At 64.7% G+C, this 17114-nt stretch carries 15 protein-coding genes; 8 read left to right on the top strand and 7 right to left on the bottom strand.

The window, feature by feature from the left end:
• Window positions 1-118 precede the first annotated feature (118 nt).
• The gene (locus OU995_RS00735; RefSeq protein ID WP_267833439.1) at window positions 119-688 is read right to left on the bottom strand and encodes an SIS domain-containing protein; all 570 of its coding nucleotides are present in this window, start codon (window positions 686-688) and stop codon (window positions 119-121) included.
• A 188-nt stretch (window positions 689-876) separates the two neighbouring features.
• Entirely contained in the window at window positions 877-1260 is a 384-nt protein-coding gene (locus tag OU995_RS00730) for a YraN family protein (RefSeq protein WP_267833438.1), read from the bottom strand.
• A 43-nt stretch (window positions 1261-1303) separates the two neighbouring features.
• Here OU995_RS00730 and rsmI point away from each other — a divergent pair, with 43 nt between their 5' ends.
• From rsmI to htpG, 4 genes are all read left to right on the top strand, one after another.
• Window positions 1304-2209 (top strand): 16S rRNA (cytidine(1402)-2'-O)-methyltransferase, encoded by a 906-nt coding sequence (gene rsmI / locus OU995_RS00725; protein ID WP_267833437.1) that lies wholly within the window; start codon window positions 1304-1306, stop codon window positions 2207-2209.
• A gap of 88 nt (window positions 2210-2297) precedes the next feature.
• Complete coding sequence (gene tldD, locus OU995_RS00720) at window positions 2298-3761, top strand: metalloprotease TldD (protein ID WP_267833436.1); 1464 nt, start codon at window positions 2298-2300, stop codon at window positions 3759-3761.
• A gap of 302 nt (window positions 3762-4063) precedes the next feature.
• Window positions 4064-5203 carry a 3-deoxy-7-phosphoheptulonate synthase gene (locus OU995_RS00715; protein ID WP_267833435.1) on the top strand — a complete coding sequence of 380 codons (1140 nt, stop codon included), beginning with the start codon at window positions 4064-4066 and terminating at the stop codon, window positions 5201-5203.
• A 249-nt stretch (window positions 5204-5452) separates the two neighbouring features.
• Window positions 5453-7354 carry a molecular chaperone HtpG gene (gene htpG, locus OU995_RS00710; RefSeq protein WP_267833434.1) on the top strand — a complete coding sequence of 634 codons (1902 nt, stop codon included), beginning with the start codon at window positions 5453-5455 and terminating at the stop codon, window positions 7352-7354.
• 71 nt (window positions 7355-7425) lie between these two features.
• On the opposite strand, the gene OU995_RS00705 is transcribed toward htpG, so the two are convergent.
• From OU995_RS00705 to OU995_RS00695, 3 genes are all read right to left on the bottom strand, one after another.
• Complete coding sequence (locus OU995_RS00705; RefSeq protein ID WP_267833433.1) at window positions 7426-8445, bottom strand: serine/threonine protein kinase; 1020 nt, start codon at window positions 8443-8445, stop codon at window positions 7426-7428.
• 54 nt (window positions 8446-8499) lie between these two features.
• The gene (locus tag OU995_RS00700) at window positions 8500-9339 is read right to left on the bottom strand and encodes a DUF2726 domain-containing protein (protein WP_267833432.1); all 840 of its coding nucleotides are present in this window, start codon (window positions 9337-9339) and stop codon (window positions 8500-8502) included.
• 178 nt (window positions 9340-9517) lie between these two features.
• Complete coding sequence (locus OU995_RS00695) at window positions 9518-10363, bottom strand: GNAT family N-acetyltransferase (RefSeq protein WP_267833431.1); 846 nt, start codon at window positions 10361-10363, stop codon at window positions 9518-9520.
• A gap of 439 nt (window positions 10364-10802) precedes the next feature.
• Here OU995_RS00695 and rplM point away from each other — a divergent pair, with 439 nt between their 5' ends.
• From rplM to erpA, 3 genes are all read left to right on the top strand, one after another.
• Window positions 10803-11231: a 50S ribosomal protein L13 gene (gene rplM, locus OU995_RS00690; protein ID WP_058933897.1), complete on the top strand. Its 429-nt coding sequence runs from the start codon at window positions 10803-10805 to the stop codon at window positions 11229-11231.
• Window positions 11232-11240: 9 nt separating this feature from the next.
• Window positions 11241-11633 carry a 30S ribosomal protein S9 gene (rpsI, locus tag OU995_RS00685; protein ID WP_058933898.1) on the top strand — a complete coding sequence of 131 codons (393 nt, stop codon included), beginning with the start codon at window positions 11241-11243 and terminating at the stop codon, window positions 11631-11633.
• Window positions 11634-12110: 477 nt separating this feature from the next.
• On the top strand, window positions 12111-12491 hold the full coding sequence (gene erpA / locus OU995_RS00680) for an iron-sulfur cluster insertion protein ErpA (RefSeq protein WP_420714789.1): 381 nt from the start codon (window positions 12111-12113) through the stop codon (window positions 12489-12491).
• A gap of 323 nt (window positions 12492-12814) precedes the next feature.
• Here the strand turns inward: erpA and OU995_RS00675 are convergent, their stop codons facing one another.
• Window positions 12815-13933, bottom strand: coding sequence for an anhydro-N-acetylmuramic acid kinase (locus OU995_RS00675; RefSeq protein ID WP_267833430.1), 1119 nt, complete (start codon window positions 13931-13933; stop codon window positions 12815-12817).
• A gap of 152 nt (window positions 13934-14085) precedes the next feature.
• Window positions 14086-15471, bottom strand: coding sequence for a M23 family metallopeptidase (locus OU995_RS00670; protein ID WP_267833429.1), 1386 nt, complete (start codon window positions 15469-15471; stop codon window positions 14086-14088).
• Window positions 15472-15805: 334 nt separating this feature from the next.
• On the opposite strand from OU995_RS00670, the gene tyrS reads away from it, so the two are divergent.
• Window positions 15806-17062 carry a tyrosine--tRNA ligase gene (gene tyrS / locus OU995_RS00665; protein WP_267833428.1) on the top strand — a complete coding sequence of 419 codons (1257 nt, stop codon included), beginning with the start codon at window positions 15806-15808 and terminating at the stop codon, window positions 17060-17062.
• The last annotated feature ends 52 nt before the right edge of the window (window positions 17063-17114 follow it).

The following is a 17114-nucleotide window of genomic DNA, read 5'->3' as shown; positions in this document are numbered from 1 at the left end:
GTGTCAGCGTTGGGGTGCTTGCGGACGGATGACGGTGGGCGTCCTGGAAACGCCCGCCACATCAGCCACAAGAACGCGCGAGCATGGAAGACGGATTACGCCGACCGGGAGGGCGGCACTACTCCGCCGCACCCAGCAGCTGCACATCAATGGCGTCCGCCAGGCAGTGAGAGAGCAACCGGTGTGCCTCACCCACGCGCGCGAAGCGACTGTGAGGCACGCGGAGCTGCACGTCTGTATCCAGAAGCGTCGACCGCCAGTCGTCGTCCTGTGTGCCGCTGAGGGCGATGACACTCATGTCCTGGGCATGGGCCACTTGCAGCAGGGCGCCAGCGGCACCACTGCCCTGGCTTTCAAACAGCAGCAGCAGGTCACCCGGGTGGCCCAGGGTCTGGATCTGACGCATGAGCGCGGAGGCGGGGTCCGGATAACCCTGGGCTTGCGCGTCCAGGGCGATGACAGCGAGGCCGGGGCGCTCCTGCTCGAAGCGGCCGGCCAACAGCGAGGCGGCGTAAGAGGCATCGGCGGCGGACAGGCCCAGGCCGGCACACCAGACACGGCCACCGGCGGTGAGCGCGTCCACCATCATCTGGGCCGCCACGGCCAGCGGACGGGAGAGATTTTCGGCGACCTGATAAAGCAGGTCGGCACTCTCGAAGAACTGTTGTTGTATGCGTTGTTCCAACATGGCTACATGATACTGGGGCCCCGGCCTGAGTCGCGCTGAACGCGCTTGGTCAGTCCGCCCCCCAAGGGGGCATGCCGGCCACCTTGGGGCGGCCCGGCGGTGGCCGGCCGCCGCTAAGGAATGCGCCCGCGGTCAAGGGGCTGGGGTGTTGCTGCGGGGGCTGTGGACGGGGGCGGTTGGTGGAAGGGTCACCAGCAGGTGGCGTCGAAGGCGGCGGGTAGCCATTCGATGTGATCGCCGTCGATGGCGACGACATCGAAGCGGCAGGGCGGGCTGGTGGAGAAGCGGGAGAGGTAGTGCGTGGCAGCATAGATCAGGCGGCGCTGCTTGGTGCGGCTGACGCTGGCCGCCGCCCCACCGTGGGACCCGCCCGCACGGGTGCGGACCTCGACAAAGACAAGCGTGCCATCCAGTGCGCGCAGGATCAGGTCGATCTCACCACCTCGGCCCGTCGGCCCGCGCGCCACTCGATAATTGCGCTCCTCAAGCCGCATACCCTGGCGGCAAAGATATTCCAGCGCGCGGGTCTCGGCTTCATCGCCCAGCGCCTTTGTGGAGAGCCCCTTGAACATCCCGTCGTCTCCTTCGGCAGCCCCAGCATCTCTGGCGAGCCAGATGACCACCACCGCCGCCGCCGCCGCCAGCCAGCAACAGTATCCCGGTGGCACGCTCTACCTGGTGGCGACGCCGATCGGAAATTTGTCCGACATCACCCTGCGTGCCATCCACGTGCTAACCCTGGTCGATGCCGTGGCCTGCGAGGACACCCGCGTCAGCGCCCAGCTGCTGCGCTGGCTGGGCCTGCACAAGCCACTGGTGGCGCTGCACCAGCACAACGAGCAATCAGCCGCGCAGGCGCTGGTGAACCGCCTGCGGCAGGGGGAACGCATCGCCTATGTGAGCGATGCCGGCACCCCCGCCGTCTCCGACCCCGGCGCTGTGCTCGTGGCCGCCGCCCGGGAGGCCGGTATCCGCGTGCTGCCCCTGCCCGGCGCCAGCAGTACCGTCACCGCCGTTTGCGTGGCCGGCGACACCCGCGCTCAAGGGTTCCGATTCGTCGGCTTTCTGCCCACCAAGGCGGCAGAACGCCGTGCCATGGCCGCCACCCTCACAGGGCAGGCCCATAGTCTGGTGCTGTTCGAGGCCCCCCATCGCATTCGCGAACTGTTGCAACTGCTGGCCGAATTGGCGCCGGATCAACTGCTCACCGTCTGCCGTGAATTGACCAAGCAGTTCGAGACGGTGCATACCGCCCGCTGTGCCGATCTGCCCGCCTGGATGGCGGCCGACCCCCAGCGTGAGCGCGGGGAGTTCGTGCTGGTGCTGCATGCGGCCCCGGTGGACAACAGCGAAGGCGACATTCCGGCCGAGACGCTGCGCCATTTGCGGGTGCTGATGCGTGAACTGCCCCTCAAACAGGCCGTCAGCCTGGCCGCCGAACTGAGTGGTTCCCCTCGCAATGCGCTGTACCAGCAGGCATTGGCGTGGAAATCCGAAGAAGACGCCAGCCAGGACGAGTGATCACCGGGCCAGGAACCGGTCACGTTCCGACCACCCTCCAGCCGAAAGGGGCGATGCGCCGTGGCGCCCGCCTGCCTACAATCAACCCATGATTTCGCGCGAACCCACTCTCGCCCGCCTGGTCACTGCCCGTGCCCAGCTGTTGGAACCCTTCGGCCTGACCGACGCTTCGTTGTCCCAGGCGCTGCGCCTGATCACCGAACATCGTGTCGATGATGCGGATCTGTATTTCCAGACCACCCGCGCTGAAGGCTGGAGCCTGGAAGAAGGCATTGTCAAAAGCGGCAGCTTCTCCATCGACCAGGGCGTGGGGGTCCGCGCCGTGGCCGGCGAAAAAACCGCCTTTGCCTACTCCGACGACATCTCCGAAGCCGCATTGCTCGACGCCGCCCGCACCGTCCGCGCCATCGCCAGCGCCGGTCAGAGCAGGCGCGTGAAGGTGCCCAGCGAGCCCGTGGTGGCGGCCAGTCGCGCCCTCTATGGAGACGCCGACCCCATTGCCAGCCTGGACAGCACCGAAAAGGTGGCCCTGCTGGAACGCACCGAACGGCTGGCCCGTGCCAAGGACCCGCGCATCGCCCAGGTGATGGCCGGTCTGGCCGCTGAACATGAAGTGGTGTTGATCGCCCGTGCCGACGGCACCCTGGCTGCCGATGTGCGCCCGCTGGTGCGCCTGTCCGTGACCGTCATCGCTGAAAGCAATGGCCGGCGTGAGGTCGGCTCCGGTGGCGGCGGTGGCCGCTTTGGCCTGGCCTATTTCACCGACGAAATGATTGCGTCCTATGTGGACCAGGCCGTCTCCGCCGCCCTGACCAATCTCGAATCCCGCCCCGCACCCGCTGGCGAAATGACCGTGGTGCTGGGCCCAGGCTGGCCGGGCGTGCTGCTGCACGAAGCCGTGGGCCACGGCCTGGAGGGCGACTTCAACCGCAAGGGCTCCAGCACCTTCGCCGGCCGCATCGGCCAGCGCGTGGCCGCCAAGGGCGTGACCGTGCTGGACGATGGCACCATCCCCGACCGCCGGGGCTCGCTGAACGTGGACGACGAGGGCTGCGCCTCTCAGCGCAATGTGCTGATTGAAGACGGCATCCTCAAAGGCTACATCCAGGACGCCATGAATGCGCGCCTGATGAAGGTCGCGCCCACCGGCAACGGACGCCGCGAAAGTTATGCCCATCTGCCGATGCCGCGCATGACCAACACCTACATGCTGGGTGGCGACAAGTCTCCGGAAGAAATCATCGCCAGCATCGACAAGGGGCTCTACGCCACCAACTTCGGTGGCGGTCAGGTGGATATCACATCCGGCAAGTTCGTCTTCTCTGCCAGCGAAGCCTGGTGGGTGGAAAAGGGCAAGCTGCAGTATCCGGTGAAGGGTGCCACCCTCATCGGCAACGGCCCGGACGCCATGAACCGTGTCTCCATGATCGGCAACGACATGAAGCTGGATACCGGTGTGGGCGTGTGTGGCAAGGAAGGCCAGAGCGTCCCGGTGGGGGTGGGCCAGCCCACGCTGCGCATCGACGGGCTGACCGTCGGTGGCACCGCCTGAGCGCCCGGAAGGCATCGAGGGGAGGGATGTGGACGTGGTGCGCCAGTCACACCGGCCCCTCATCGAGGCTCATCGGCCCTCTTGACGGCTCATGAAGGTCACAGGCAATATCAAGCCCATGCGTTTCGTCAGCAAGTTTTATTTTGCTTTCTTTTGGTTCTCGCACCGCCCCGGCGGAGGAGAGGCGAACGCATAAGCAGCGCCAAGAATCCTCAAGAAACCGCCGGGTCCACCACCCGGCGGTTTTTTTTCGCCTCCACACCTTGTGCGCGGCCCCTCACACAGACAGGAAGACCTGACCCATGAATGCCAAGTCCCATCACCCTTACGGCAGCTCCCAGGAGGCCGAGCGCTGGTATTCGCCGCAGGACAAGACCAGCCAAACCGACGACGAACGCATTCTGGACATCACACCCTTGCCGCCTCCTGAGCACCTCATCCGTTTCTTCCCCATCCGTGGCACGGCCATGGAACAACTGGTGGTGGGCACCCGTCAGCGCATCCGGCGCATCATGGACGGGCAGGACGACCGCCTGCTGGTGATCATTGGCCCCTGCTCCATCCACGACCCGGTGGCCGCGCTGGAATACGCCCGCCGCCTGATGAGCCAGCGCGACAAGTACGCCGACACGCTGGAAATCGTGATGCGGGTCTACTTCGAAAAGCCCCGCACCACCGTCGGCTGGAAGGGACTGATCAATGACCCCTACCTGGATGAAAGTTACCGGATTGATGAGGGCCTGCGCATCGCCCGCCAGTTGCTGCTGGACATCAACCGCCTGGGCATGCCGGCCGGCTCGGAATTCCTGGATGTGATCTCGCCGCAATACATCGGCGACCTGATCTCGTGGGGGGCCATCGGCGCCCGTACCACCGAAAGCCAGGTCCACCGGGAACTGGCCTCGGGGCTATCCGCCCCGATCGGCTTCAAGAATGGCACCGACGGCAACATCAAGATCGCGACCGATGCGATCCAGGCGGCCGCCCGCCCCCACCACTTCCTGTCGGTCCACAAAAACGGCCAGGTGGCGATTGTGGAAACAGGCGGCAATCCGGACTGCCATGTGATCCTGCGCGGCGGCAAGGCGCCCAACTACGACGCCCAGAGCGTCGCGGTGGCCTGTGCTGATCTCGAAGCCGCCAAGCTGCCCACCCGCCTGATGGTGGACTGCTCGCATGCCAACAGTAGCAAGAAGCATGAGCGTCAACTGGACGTGGCCCGCGACATCGCCGGCCAGATCCGCGAGGGCAGCCGCCAGATCTTCGGTGTGATGGTGGAAAGCCACCTGCACGGCGGGGCGCAGAAGTTCAGCCCCGGCAAGGACGACCCGTCCCAATTGGAATATGGCAAGAGCATCACCGATGCCTGCCTGGCCTGGGACGATTCGCTGGACGTGCTGGAGGTGCTCAGCCAGGCTGTGGCTGCCGCCCGCCAACGCTGAAGCCTGAAGCCGCGGGGTCTCCCGGCACATGCCCCAGGAGGCCCCGCGCACCTGTGGCAAGTGCCCATGAAGCGGCCCCCCCGGCGAGCCCCCCATGGTGGGGACATCCCCACCCGGGCCCCGGCTCTTGAAATCGTCGATCCGCGCCCCAATTGCCGACCCAACCGGGGCGCGGCACTGCCGTGCGGGGAGAATGCCTCCCTTCCCGGATCCCCGATCCTCTATCCCTAGACGGCAATTCGACGAGAGATGGACAAACAGACCCATTCCTTCCAAGCCGAGGTCAAGCAGATCCTGCATCTGGTGACCCATTCGCTCTACTCCAACAAGGAAATCTTCCTGCGGGAGCTGGTGAGCAACGCCTCCGACGCCTGCGACAAACTGCGTTTCGAGGCCCTGGACAACAACACCCTGTTCGAGGAGCAACCCAATCTCGAAATCCGGGTGTCGTTTGACCCGGAAGCTCGGACCGTCACCATCAGCGACAACGGCATTGGCCTTTCCGCCGATGAAGCCATTGCGCATCTGGGCACGATTGCCAAAAGCGGCACCCGTGAATTCATGGCGCGGCTGGAAGGCGACCAGAAGAAGGATGCCAACCTGATCGGTCAGTTCGGTGTGGGCTTCTATTCCGGTTTCATCGTGGCGGACCGCATCACGGTGGAATCGCGCCGCGCCGGTCTGCCGGCCGAGCAAGGGGTGCGCTGGACCTCCGAAGGCACGGGAGATTTCGAGGTCGAGACCATCACCAAGCCGGGCCGCGGCACGGATGTGGTGCTGCATCTGCGCGAGGGCGAAGATGAGTTCCTGAAGACCTGGCGCCTGAAGTCCGTCATCAGCAAGTACTCCGACCACATCTCCCTGCCGATTCTGATGCGCAAGGAAGAGTGGGATGCCGACAAGGCCGAGCAGGTGCTGAAGGAGGAGTGGGAGCCGGTCAACAAGGCGTCGGCGCTCTGGACCCGCAGCAAGAGCGACATCACCCAGGACGAATACGACAGCTTCTACAAGCAGATCAGCTACGACACCGAAGCGCCGCTGGCCTTCACCCACAACCGGGTGGAGGGCCGCAGCGAATACACCCAGCTGCTCTACATCCCTGCCAAGGCTCCGTTCGATCTGTGGAACCGGGACAAGCGCGGTGGCGTGAAGCTCTATGTGAAGCGTGTCTTCATCATGGACGACGCCGAAGCGCTGATGCCGGTGTACCTGCGCTTCGTCAAGGGCGTCATCGACTCGGCCGACCTGCCGCTGAACGTCAGCCGCGAGCTGCTGCAGGAAAGCCGCGATGTGAAGGCCATCCGCGAAGGTTCGACCAAGCGGGTGCTGTCCATGCTGGAAGTGTTGGCCAACAGCGAGGATGTGTCCGACAAGGACAAGTACGCCCGCTTCTGGAAGGACTTCGGCCAGGTGCTGAAGGAAGGTGTGGGCGAAGACCACGCCAACCAGGAGCGCCTGGTCAAACTGCTGCGCTTTGCCTCCACCCATGCGGATGAAGGGGTGAGCTTCCAGGACTACGTGAGCCGCATGAAGGAAGGCCAGGAGGTCATCTACTACATCACCGGCGACAGCCTGGCAGCCGCCAAGAACAGCCCGCAGCTGGAAGTCTTCCGCAAAAAGGGCATCGAGGTGATGCTGCTGGTGGACCGTGTGGATGAGTGGATGCTCTCCCACCTCTACGAGTTCGAAGGCAAGTCGCTTCAATCCGTGGCCAAGGGCTCGGTGGACCTGGGCAAGCTGCAGGACGAAGAAGAGAAGAAGAAGGCCGAAGAAGCCGCCGAAGCGTTCAAGCCGATGCTGGACAAGCTCAAGACCGCGCTGGACGGCAAGGCCAAGGATGTGCGGGTGACCACGCGTCTGGTCGATTCGCCGGCCTGTATCGTGGTGGAAGAGGGCGACATCAGCGGCCACCTGGCTCGCATGCTGAAGCAGGCGGGGCAAACAGCGCCGGTGTCTCAGCCAACGCTGGAGGTGAACCCGGAACATGCGCTGGTGCGCAAGCTCGGGGAGATCAGCCAGCAGGAAGGCACCGACGAACGCTTCAAGGATCTGGCCCTGGTGCTGTTTGATCAGGCGCTGCTGGCCGAAGGCGGCTCGCTGGAAGATCCGTCGGCCTATGTGAAGCGGGTCAACGCGCTGCTGCTGGCCTGATGAGCGATGCCCGGCACCGGCAGCCCAACTGCCGGTGTCGGGTCCCGAGCCCTGGGCCTTGCCGGGCTTCTTCAGTCCCAGGCGGGGAGCCCCGACGCCTTGTTGGCCTCGGCCTGCATGGCGTCCAGCTGATCTCGCAGCTTGACGACCTGGTCGCTCCAGTAATTGGGCGTGCCGAACCACGGGAAGGCCATCGGAAACGCCGGGTCTTCCCAACGCCGCGCCAGCCAGGCGCTGTGATGGATCATGCGTTGGGTGCGCAGCGCCTCGATCAGGCGCAGCTCCCGCCAGTCAAACTCCCGAACACTTTCATAACCGTCCAGCAGTGCATCCAGCTGCTGACGGGCGGCATCGGGTTCTCCGGACAGCATCATCCACAGGTCCTGGACCGCCGGGCCCTGCATGGCGTCGTCCAGGTCCACAAAATGCGGGCCTCGGTCCGGCGTCCACAGCAGATTGCCGGGATGGCAGTCGCCGTGCAGGCGCAGGCTGCGCAGATGCGGCTGCTGGTCGAAGGCCGCCTGGATGGCGTCGATGCAACGCTGGGCGGCGTCGTGCCATTGGGGGGCCACGTCGGGTGCCAGGGTGTCGTGGTCGCGCAGCCAGTCGCGTGCTTCGCGTGCCGGTTGGGCGCTGTTCCAGGACACGCGGTGCGCAAAGGGCTGGCGCTGGCCGACCTCATGCAAGCGGGCCAGGAAACGGCCGATCCACCGCAGCACCTCGGGGTCTTCCAGTTCGGGCGCTCGCCCACCCTGGCGAGGCGAGACCGCAAAACGGTCTCCCAGCACATGCGCCAGCGTGGTGGGCTGGCCGTCGACCTCCAGCACCATCGGTGCCACCACGGGGACTTCAGCCTCCACCAGCTCGCGGGCGAACTGATGCTCCTCCAGGATCTGCGCATCGCTCCAGCGCCCGCCCCGGTAGAACTTGGCCACCACCGCACTGCCATCTTCCAGATAGGCCTGAAGCACGCGGTTTTCGTAAGAGTTGAGCTGCAGCAGCCGGCCGTCGGGACGCAGGCCGGCATGCTCCAGCGCATCCAGCATCCGTTCGGGCGTGAGGTGACCGAAACCGGCCGTGGTTGTGGGCATCAAAAAACAAACGGCGCTCACGCGCCGTTGATCCGGTAGTCAGAAGCCGCTAGCTTAGCGCCGCAAATGGCGCGGCGCATCGACCACGACGCCGGCAATGTCGCTGTCGGACTCGTCCCCGAACTGGGAATCCAGCGGCGACAGTGAGGAGTCCCCACCGGACGTCCCGCGTGGGCGATAACCCCGCATGCGTTGTTCCCCGCTGAGCGTCGGCCCTGCATCGGGCGGGCTACTGAAACCGTCCAGGCGGCTGTCGGGTGCAAAGAAGGAATCACTGAACACCGGGGAGTCGTTCCACAGCGTGTTGCGTGCCGCAGGCCGCCGCAGCGGCGTGGCCGGGGCGGGCGACGGCGCGGCCGCGCGGGAGAGGCTCCGCGGCTGCAGCGGTTGCGGGCTGCGGGCGGTCTGGTTGCTGAAGGGCACCAGCAGTTGCAGTTCCGACACCGTCGGCATGTTGTTCACCGACGTGCGCAGGTAGCGAATGCGGCAGGCCGCCATCACTTCCTGCTTGATCTGCAGGCTGCGGGCGCTGCCGGGGCGCTCGGTGTCCAGGTCCACAGCGGCCAGCACCCGGCCATTCGGGCTGCAGATGGCGAAATTGACGCTGATCCCCCCAAGCAGGTCGTACCAGTAGCGCACATCCTTGGCTTCTGTGGGCTGGCAGAAACGCACCAGCGGCAGCTTGGCCATCAGGACGTGATGAGGCAGCGCCTCGCGCAGGAGGCGGAAGACACGGCGTTCATCCGCGCTGAAGACCGGCCGGGCGGTCAGTGACCATTCGGTGGGCAGCGGCTTGCGGCGCCGCTGCGGGCGACGCAGCAGCGTGGCGAGCAGCAGGCTGAGCACGGCCAGCCCGCACAGCCCAGCAATCACCCACGGCAGTGTGTTGTGCATGTCCCTGGAGAGCAATTGGTGGGCACTGCCGCCGTCGCTGTGACGGAACGCACCGCTGAGTCGTGCCCGGATCGGCGCGAATGTAGCTGAAAGTCGTTACAAGATGCGTCCACAGCCCCCCCCTGGATCGGGTGGGCCCGTGCCCGGACGGGGCGGGACCGGTGTGGGAGGTCTGTTCTTACTGCTTGGCGGATTTGCCGGCCGCCTTGTTGCTCAGCTTGGACTTCACTTCGGCCACCCCGTCGATGAAGGAGCCGAAGTTGCGCAGATGACGCTTGAGCTGGAAGTCCACCTCGGCCATGTGGCGCTCGATGGCTTCGTCCACGTGAGAGGACACGGAATCGGGCGGCAGGCGCAGCCAGGCTTCGGATTCGCTGCCGTCACGTTCCACCTTGGCCCCGGCTTTGCGGGCGATGGCCAGCATGGGGCCGTTTTCGCTGAGGGCGTGGATGAAGAGGGTGTCGATGCCCCGGTTGCGGGCGTGCAGCGCAGCGCGCTCGAACAGGCGGCCTCCGAAGCCGCGGCCCCGCGCGGTGTTCAGCACCGACACGCCGAATTCGGCCATGGCGGCCCGACCTTTGATCTGCGGGGTGGGTTCGTAGGCCAGGTGGGCGACCGCGATCAGCTGCAGCTTGCGGTTGAAGATGCCCAGCACCTCGTCGCGCGAGAAGTTCAGCCCGTCCACATACTTCTGGATCTGTTCGTCCCGCGCGGCGTAACCAAAGCGCAGATAACGGTCGCGTTCAGTCAGCGACAGCAGATGCTGGGCAATGCGTCGGCGGTGACGCCGACCCAGGGCACGGATGGGCACCCAGTCCGCCCAGCGGCGCCACAGCGCCGGCAGGCTCCAGCGGGTGGCACCCGCACCACGGGAGGCTTGGGCGGGACGAGGCGGCTTGCCCGCTTTGACAGGGCTGGCGGACACGCCAGGCACAACACCGCCCGCCACGGCGACGCCCTTGGCTGCACCCTCCGCAGATGGATCAGCGGCGGGGCCAGGCGGTGGAGGCGGGGTGGTGTTCATGGCTTTCTAGGTAATTACCCGAATCGTAGCCAAAGTGCGGATTTCGCCAAGCGGATTCTTGGGCGACTGTGGGCGAGTTGCCGCAAGTGTGACGATTCCGAGGTCGTCGTGTGCGGAATCTTCATCGCCTGCGCTTCGACGGGGTCTGGGCCATTTGGTTTTTGGCCGCCTTCTGCTAGACTCGCGGGCTTTCCCCGGTTTCATGGCAGCCGTGGGGCACTTTTGTGAGAGGTCGCACCGCGTGGCGCTACCAGTTGGTTTGACTGGTTGGGCTCACGTCAATAAGCGGCACCGAACAGGGTGGGGCATTGGCCCAGCGTGCGGTGGCTCGCGTTTGCAGCCGGGTTCTGAGCTTTTAGCGCTGATCTTTTAGCGCTGATGGGCTTGGGCAGGCGGGTAGGCGCGGCACTGCTGATTTGCCTGATTTTGAAAGACTCTCATGAAGACCTTCAGCGCCAAGCCGGCCGAAGTGAAGCACGAGTGGTTTGTGATTGACGCCACCGACAAGGTGCTCGGACGTGTTGCCAGCGAAGTGGCACTCCGTTTGCGCGGCAAGCACAAGGCCATCTACACGCCTCACGTGGATACCGGCGATTTCATCGTCATCATCAACGCAGACAAGCTGCGCGTGACCGGCAACAAGGCCAATGACAAGGTGTACTACCGTCATACCGGCTACCCGGGCGGCATCCGCGCCACGAAGTTCAAGGACATGCAAGCCAAGTTCCCGGGCCGTGCCCTGGAAAAGGCTGTCAAGGGCATGCTGCCCAAGGGTCCTCTGGGCTACGCGATGATCAAGAAGCTGAAGGTGTATGCGGGCGACACGCATCCGCACACCGCCCAGCAGCCCCAAGTGCTGGAAATCTAAGGAGCGGTGATGATCGGAAACTGGAACTACGGTACCGGCCGTCGCAAGTCGTCGGTGGCTCGCGTCTTCATCAAGAAGGGCACGGGTCAAATCATCGTCAACGGCCGCTCCATCGAGCAGTACTTTGGCCGTCAGACCTCGATCATGATTGCTCGTCAAGCACTGATGCTGACGAACAACGGCGAGGCCTTCGACATCAAGGTCAACGTGCACGGCGGTGGCGAATCCGGTCAAGCCGGTGCAGTGCGTCTGGGTATCACCCGCGCGCTGATCGACTATGACGCAGCCCTGAAGCCCGAACTGAGCCGCGCCGGCTTCGTCACGCGTGATGCGCGTGAAGTCGAGCGTAAGAAGGTCGGTCTGCACGGTGCTCGTCGTCGGAAGCAGTTCAGCAAGCGCTGATCGAACTTCCTGGAACCCTCTGGCAACGTCTGCGAGACTCTGCCAGACGCTGCCAGACTCTACGTTTGGCGGAGGTTCCACTTCAACAAAGGCCGCTGTTTCAGCGGCCTTTGTTTTTGGGCGCTTGGTTTCATTTGTGCCCCCTTGGCCCCCTTGGCCCCTTTGGTCCCTTTTGCCCCTTTTGCCCCTTTTGCCCCTTTGGGTCCGTTGGGTCCGTTGGGTCCGTTGGGCCTGGTTGGAACCAAGCGGCGCCATGTGATTGATGGGCAGGGCGGGGCAGCGCGCCCGCTTGAGTCGGGCTGAGGAACCTCCTCCGCATCAGCCTGGAGAAGTGCTTCGCGAAAGTGCCTCGGAGCTGCTTCGAACTGTGCGGCCTGCCTCATTGCCAGCAGGGCTTTAGCAAGGTGGCACCCCGCCTGGCGCCCCACTTTGTCATAATCCCTCCAATTCACCGGACTTATCCATCCAGGATCCAGCATGAGCACTGCAGTTCTCGAATCCACCGCCGCTCTCACCACCGACGGCATGCCGGCGCCGCTGGTCTTCACCGACTCTGCGGCTGAGAAGGTGCGCGAGCTGGTGCTGGAAGAGGGCAACCCCGAGCTGAAGCTGCGCGTGTTTGTGCAGGGCGGTGGCTGCTCCGGCTTCCAGTACGGCTTCACCTTTGATGAGGCTGTGAATGACGACGATACGCAGATGACGAAGAACGACGTCACGCTGCTGATCGACGCCATGAGCCTGCAATACCTGATGGGCGCTGAGATCGACTACAAGGAAGACCTGCAGGGCGCCCAGTTCGTCATCAAGAACCCCAATGCCACGACCACCTGCGGTTGCGGCTCCAGCTTCTCGGTCTGACCGACGCCCCCACGGCCCTGCGCCGAAGTGAGAAACCGCCTCCGGGCGGTTTTGTCATTTCTGGGCCACCAAGGCCGTCTGCGCGAACAAGGCTATAGGGGCTATCTTGTCCACCTGGGCAGACTTGGCAGATCCGGCAGACTTGGCGGACCTAGCAGACCTGGTGGGCCTGGGCAACCTGGTAGACCCAGGCGAACTTGGGTCAGCCGGGTGAAGCTGTGCCTTCTGGATCTGCCAGGCTCTTCCGCATCATGCCGCGTTGCTCCGCGCCGTTCCGCGCCGTTCCGCGCCGTCGTTCCGCGCTGCTCCGCACCTGATGGGATTCAGGCCGGCGTATAGCTGCCCAGCACCCGTTCGCCACTGGCGCCGGTGACGGCCGGCAGATTGCCGCTGAGGTGCCGCACCCAGCGCATCGCCAGCCAGGCGAAGGCGGCCCCTTCCACCAGCATGGGTGGAAGGCCCTGGCTCTCAGTGGTGGTCACGCTGAGCGTGGGCAGCAGGGCCTGCAGCCGCTGCAGTAGACGTTCATTAAAGGCGCCCCCGCCACACACCATCAGCTGCTGCCATTGTCCCGGGGCAAAACGCGTCAGGCTGTCTGCCACGCAACGGGCGCTGAGCTCCAGCAGCGTGGCCTGCACATCCACCGGGCGGCTGCCCGGATGAGTGGCCAGACGGTTGTCCAGCCATTGCAGATGGAAGAGGTCGCGTCCTGTGCTGCGCGGTGGCGGCTGGTGAAAAAAGGGCTCGGCCAGCAAATCGGTCAACAGCCCCGGCAGCACCTGACCTTGAGCCGCCCACAGGCCACCGGCGTCGTACGCTTCACCTTGATGTCGCTGCATCCAGCCGTCCATCAGGCAGTTGCCAGGGCCGCAATCAAATCCACCGCTGTAGCCGTCGGCATTCAGCAGGCTCACATTGCTGATGCCGCCGATGTTGAGCACCACCACGTCGGTGTGCGCCTGTCCAAAGACGGCGCGATGAAAGGCTGGCACCAAGGGTGCGCCCTGGCCGCCGATGGTGAGGTCGCGGCTGCGGAAGTCGTGCACCACACCGATGCCGGTCAGTTCGGCCAACAGGGCTGGATTGAGCAACTGCAGCGTGAAACCCACGCCGTCAAATTCACCGGGGCGGTGGCGCACCGTCTGACCGTGCGCACCCAGCGCCCGGATGGCCCGAGGAGCCAGCCCCTGTGCCAGCAGCAGCTCGCGGGTCACGCTGGCATAGGCTCGCGCCACCGCATTGGCGGCCAGTGCGGCGCGCTGCAGTTCGTTGTCGCCCGCCGTATTGAGCGCCAGCAGTTCGGTTTTCAGCTCGGGGTTAAAAGCATGATGGCCATGCGCCCGGGCCTGGACGTGGCCGGCACCGTCCACGCTGAGCAGCACCGCATCCACCCCATCCAGGGAGGTGCCGGACATCAGGCCGATGTAGAGATCGACGGCCATAGAGAGGGGCGGGGCGGTGTGGTCGTGTGAAAGATCCGGGGCGGTGCCTGCTCAGGCGCCGCCGGATTGCTCGGTGGCCAAAGTCGCAGTCTGGCGGATCAAGCGATCATCCGCCAGGGTCAGCATCAAGCGCTGGCAGCCTGCCGGCTGGCTTATTCGCCCACCACGCCGTCACCCAGCGTGGCGGCTGCCTGCAGCTGGGTCTTCGCGGCCGCCAGTTGCGTCTGGAAGGCGGCACGGGCCGTTGCCGGCAGCGCCACCGATTCCGAAGCGCGGGCGATCACACGCGGGTCCACCTGCTTGCCGTTCACGCGGAATTCAAAATGCAGATGAGGGCCGGTGGCCCAGCCGGTCGCGCCGACCGCACCAATCTTCTCGCCCTGTTCCACCCGCTCACCGCGCTTGACGTCGATGCGGCTCAGATGCCCATACACCGTCATGCGGTCGCCGTTGTGCTTGATCTGGACCACGTTGCCGAAGCCGTTTTGCCATCCGGCAAAGGCCACCGTGCCGTCGCCGACGGTGCGAACCGCCGTACCGGTCGGGGCACCGTAGTCGATGCCTTGATGCTGCCGCCAGGTCTTGAGGATGGGATGGAAGCGCATCGCGAAACCGGAGGTCACACGCGAAAACTCCATCGGGCTGGCCAGGAACGAACGGCGTTTGCTTTCGCCGTCAAACCCGTAATAGCTGCCCTTGCCATTGGCGCTGTCCTTGAACCAGACGGCCTGGTAGCTCTTGCCGTTGTTGACGAACTCCGATGCCAGCAGGCGGCCGGCACGGCCGTCCCAGTTGATCGGTTCGCCGTCGGCGGTCAGGACTTCATACACCAGGGTGAAGCGGTCACCCTTGCGCAGTTCGCGATGGAAGTCGATGTCGCCGGAGAACATGTCCGCCAGTTGCGAGGCAATGGCGTCCGGGATGTTGGCTTCGTCGGTGGCGGCAAACAGCGAGCTGCGGATGGTGCCGCTGCCCAGGCGCACCTGGCTTTCCAAACGAGCGGTCTCCCATTTGGACACGAAGTGATCACCCTCGCGGGTGATGCTCAGCCGCGTGAAAAAGCTATCCTGCTGTTCAGGCTTCTCGGCCTGGAAGCGGGCCACGATGCTTTGCACTTGACCACTGGCAGTGGCCACGACTTGCACACGCTTGCCGACACGGCCTTGCAGCAGCCGCTTGGCGGTGGGGTCATGACGCAGGAACAGTGCGGCGGCAGGGTCAAAGGCGCCCATGCGCTTAAGCAGGGTGTCAGCCGTATCGGCGGCGCGGGTCACGTCAGTGCGCGACAGGCCGGGATCGAACGCTGCCAGTTGAGCGAGCTGCTCGTCCAGCGATTGCGGGACGATGGCTTCAGTGATTTCGTGCTGATTCAGGTCGGCCGCATCGGGGGCCAGCGGGGCAATGCCGAACGCGGTGACCGCGAAGCCCCCCAGCAGACCCACCACCGTTCCTGTCAGGGCACGTGGATGCCGAGCCGCAAAGCCTTCCACGCGAACCAGCGAGCGCTGAATGCGCTTCCATTCCTCAGACCAATTCATCACGCGCGAGACATCCTGCAGACGGTGGGTGACGGAATCCACACAACACACCGCGCAGAAAGCGCCGGACGCGTGCGGTCGAATACAGCGGGTTTGCCGGCTGACCGAGAGATCGGATGACCTAGAATCGGCAGCCGTTCTCGGCAACCTCTCTTGGCAAACTCTCTCGGCAACTTCTCTCGGCAACTTTTGCAAGACCAGCGCGGGAACGGTAATTGCCACCAGCACCACCCTGCAAAACTGCGGCAAGTATAGCGGCGGGGCTTCTCGCAGCATGCTAGAAAACCCGCTAAATCAAGACTTTATGTAAGCCCCGTGCGGGTGATGTAGCTCCATGTCCGATGCCCGAACCCAGCCGTCCAGTCCTTCCAGCAAACCGGAATTTCCGATCACCGATCGCGTTCAGCAGGCCCTGGCGCAATCGCTGCGAGGCTGTGAAGAACTGTTGCCACAAGACGAGTGGCTGAAAAAGCTGGCGCGTTCGGAAGCCACCGGCGTGCCCCTGCGCATCAAACTGGGCCTGGACCCGACCGCACCGGACATCCACATCGGCCACACCGTGGTGCTCAACAAGATGCGCCAGCTGCAGGATCTGGGGCATCAGGTGATCTTCCTGATCGGCGACTTCACGTCGATGATCGGCGACCCATCCGGCCGCAACGCCACCCGCCCGCCGCTCACGCCCGAGCAGATCAAGCACAACGCCGAGACCTACTACAAGCAGGCCAGCCTGGTGCTGGACCCGGCCCGTACCGAGATCCGCTACAACAGCGAATGGAGCGACCCGCTGGGCGCGCGCGGCATGATTCAGCTGGCCGCCAAATACACGGTGGCTCGCATGATGGAGCGGGACGACTTCACCAAGCGTTTTGCCGCCGGCACACCGATCTCGGTGCATGAATTCCTCTACCCGCTGATGCAGGGCTACGACTCGGTGGCGCTGAAGTCCGACCTGGAACTGGGCGGGACCGACCAGAAATTCAACCTGCTGATGGGCCGCCATCTGCAGGCCGAATACGGCCAGGAGCCGCAGTGCATCCTGACCATGCCACTGCTGGAAGGGCTGGACGGCGTCGAGAAGATGTCCAAGTCCAAGAACAACTATGTGGGCATCACCGAGCCGGCCAACAGCATGTTTGCAAAGATCCTGTCGATCAGCGATGTGCAGATGTGGAAGTGGTATGACCTGCTGAGCTTCCGCAGCATCGACGAGATTGCGGTGCTGAAGCGCGAGGTCGAGGCCGGCCGTAATCCGAAGGAAGTGAAGGTGCTGCTGGCCAAGGAGATCACGGCCCGCTTCCACAGCACGCAGGCGGCCGATGAAGCCGAGGCCGACTTCAACAACCGCGCCAAGGGTGGCATTCCCGACGACATCCCCGAGGTGGCGCTGAGCGGCGCGCCGCTGGGTATCGGCGCCCTGCTCAAGCAAGCTGGACTGGTGCCTTCCACCAGTGAGGCCAACCGCATGATTGAGCAGAACGGCGTCAAGATTGACGGCGATACCGTCACCGACAAGGGCCTGAAGCTCAACGCAGGCCAGATGGTGGTGCAAGTCGGCAAGCGCAAGTTTGCTCGTGTCACCCTGACCTGACCCCACCAGGTCCTCCCGTGGTTCCGCCGCCTTGAAAGCGGCCGAACAACGC

It is taken from the genome of Roseateles sp. SL47, from assembly GCF_026625885.1.
Lineage (GTDB): Bacteria > Pseudomonadota > Gammaproteobacteria > Burkholderiales > Burkholderiaceae_C > Roseateles.
This window is presented reverse-complemented; position numbering and strand designations above follow the sequence as displayed.

Bases quoted from the DNA above. Each gene is read 5' to 3' on its own strand.
- OU995_RS00695 (WP_267833431.1), bottom strand. From the start codon at position 10,363: ATGAACACCACCCCGCCTCCACCGCCTGGCCCCGCCGCTGATCCATCT.
- OU995_RS00670 (WP_267833429.1), bottom strand. From the start codon at position 15,471: ATGAATTGGTCTGAGGAATGGAAGCGCATTCAGCGCTCGCTGGTTCGC.
- OU995_RS00715 (WP_267833435.1), top strand. From the start codon at position 4,064: ATGAATGCCAAGTCCCATCACCCTTACGGCAGCTCCCAGGAGGCCGAG.
- rsmI (WP_267833437.1), top strand. From the start codon at position 1,304: ATGACCACCACCGCCGCCGCCGCCGCCAGCCAGCAACAGTATCCCGGT.
- OU995_RS00675 (WP_267833430.1), bottom strand. From the start codon at position 13,933: ATGGCCGTCGATCTCTACATCGGCCTGATGTCCGGCACCTCCCTGGAT.
- OU995_RS00700 (WP_267833432.1), bottom strand. From the start codon at position 9,339: ATGCACAACACACTGCCGTGGGTGATTGCTGGGCTGTGCGGGCTGGCC.
- htpG (WP_267833434.1), top strand. From the start codon at position 5,453: ATGGACAAACAGACCCATTCCTTCCAAGCCGAGGTCAAGCAGATCCTG.
- OU995_RS00730 (WP_267833438.1), bottom strand. From the start codon at position 1,260: ATGTTCAAGGGGCTCTCCACAAAGGCGCTGGGCGATGAAGCCGAGACC.
- OU995_RS00735 (WP_267833439.1), bottom strand. From the start codon at position 688: ATGTTGGAACAACGCATACAACAACAGTTCTTCGAGAGTGCCGACCTG.
- OU995_RS00705 (WP_267833433.1), bottom strand. From the start codon at position 8,445: ATGCCCACAACCACGGCCGGTTTCGGTCACCTCACGCCCGAACGGATG.
- rpsI (WP_058933898.1), top strand. From the start codon at position 11,241: ATGATCGGAAACTGGAACTACGGTACCGGCCGTCGCAAGTCGTCGGTG.
- tyrS (WP_267833428.1), top strand. From the start codon at position 15,806: ATGTCCGATGCCCGAACCCAGCCGTCCAGTCCTTCCAGCAAACCGGAA.
- tldD (WP_267833436.1), top strand. From the start codon at position 2,298: ATGATTTCGCGCGAACCCACTCTCGCCCGCCTGGTCACTGCCCGTGCC.
- rplM (WP_058933897.1), top strand. From the start codon at position 10,803: ATGAAGACCTTCAGCGCCAAGCCGGCCGAAGTGAAGCACGAGTGGTTT.
- erpA (WP_420714789.1), top strand. From the start codon at position 12,111: ATGAGCACTGCAGTTCTCGAATCCACCGCCGCTCTCACCACCGACGGC.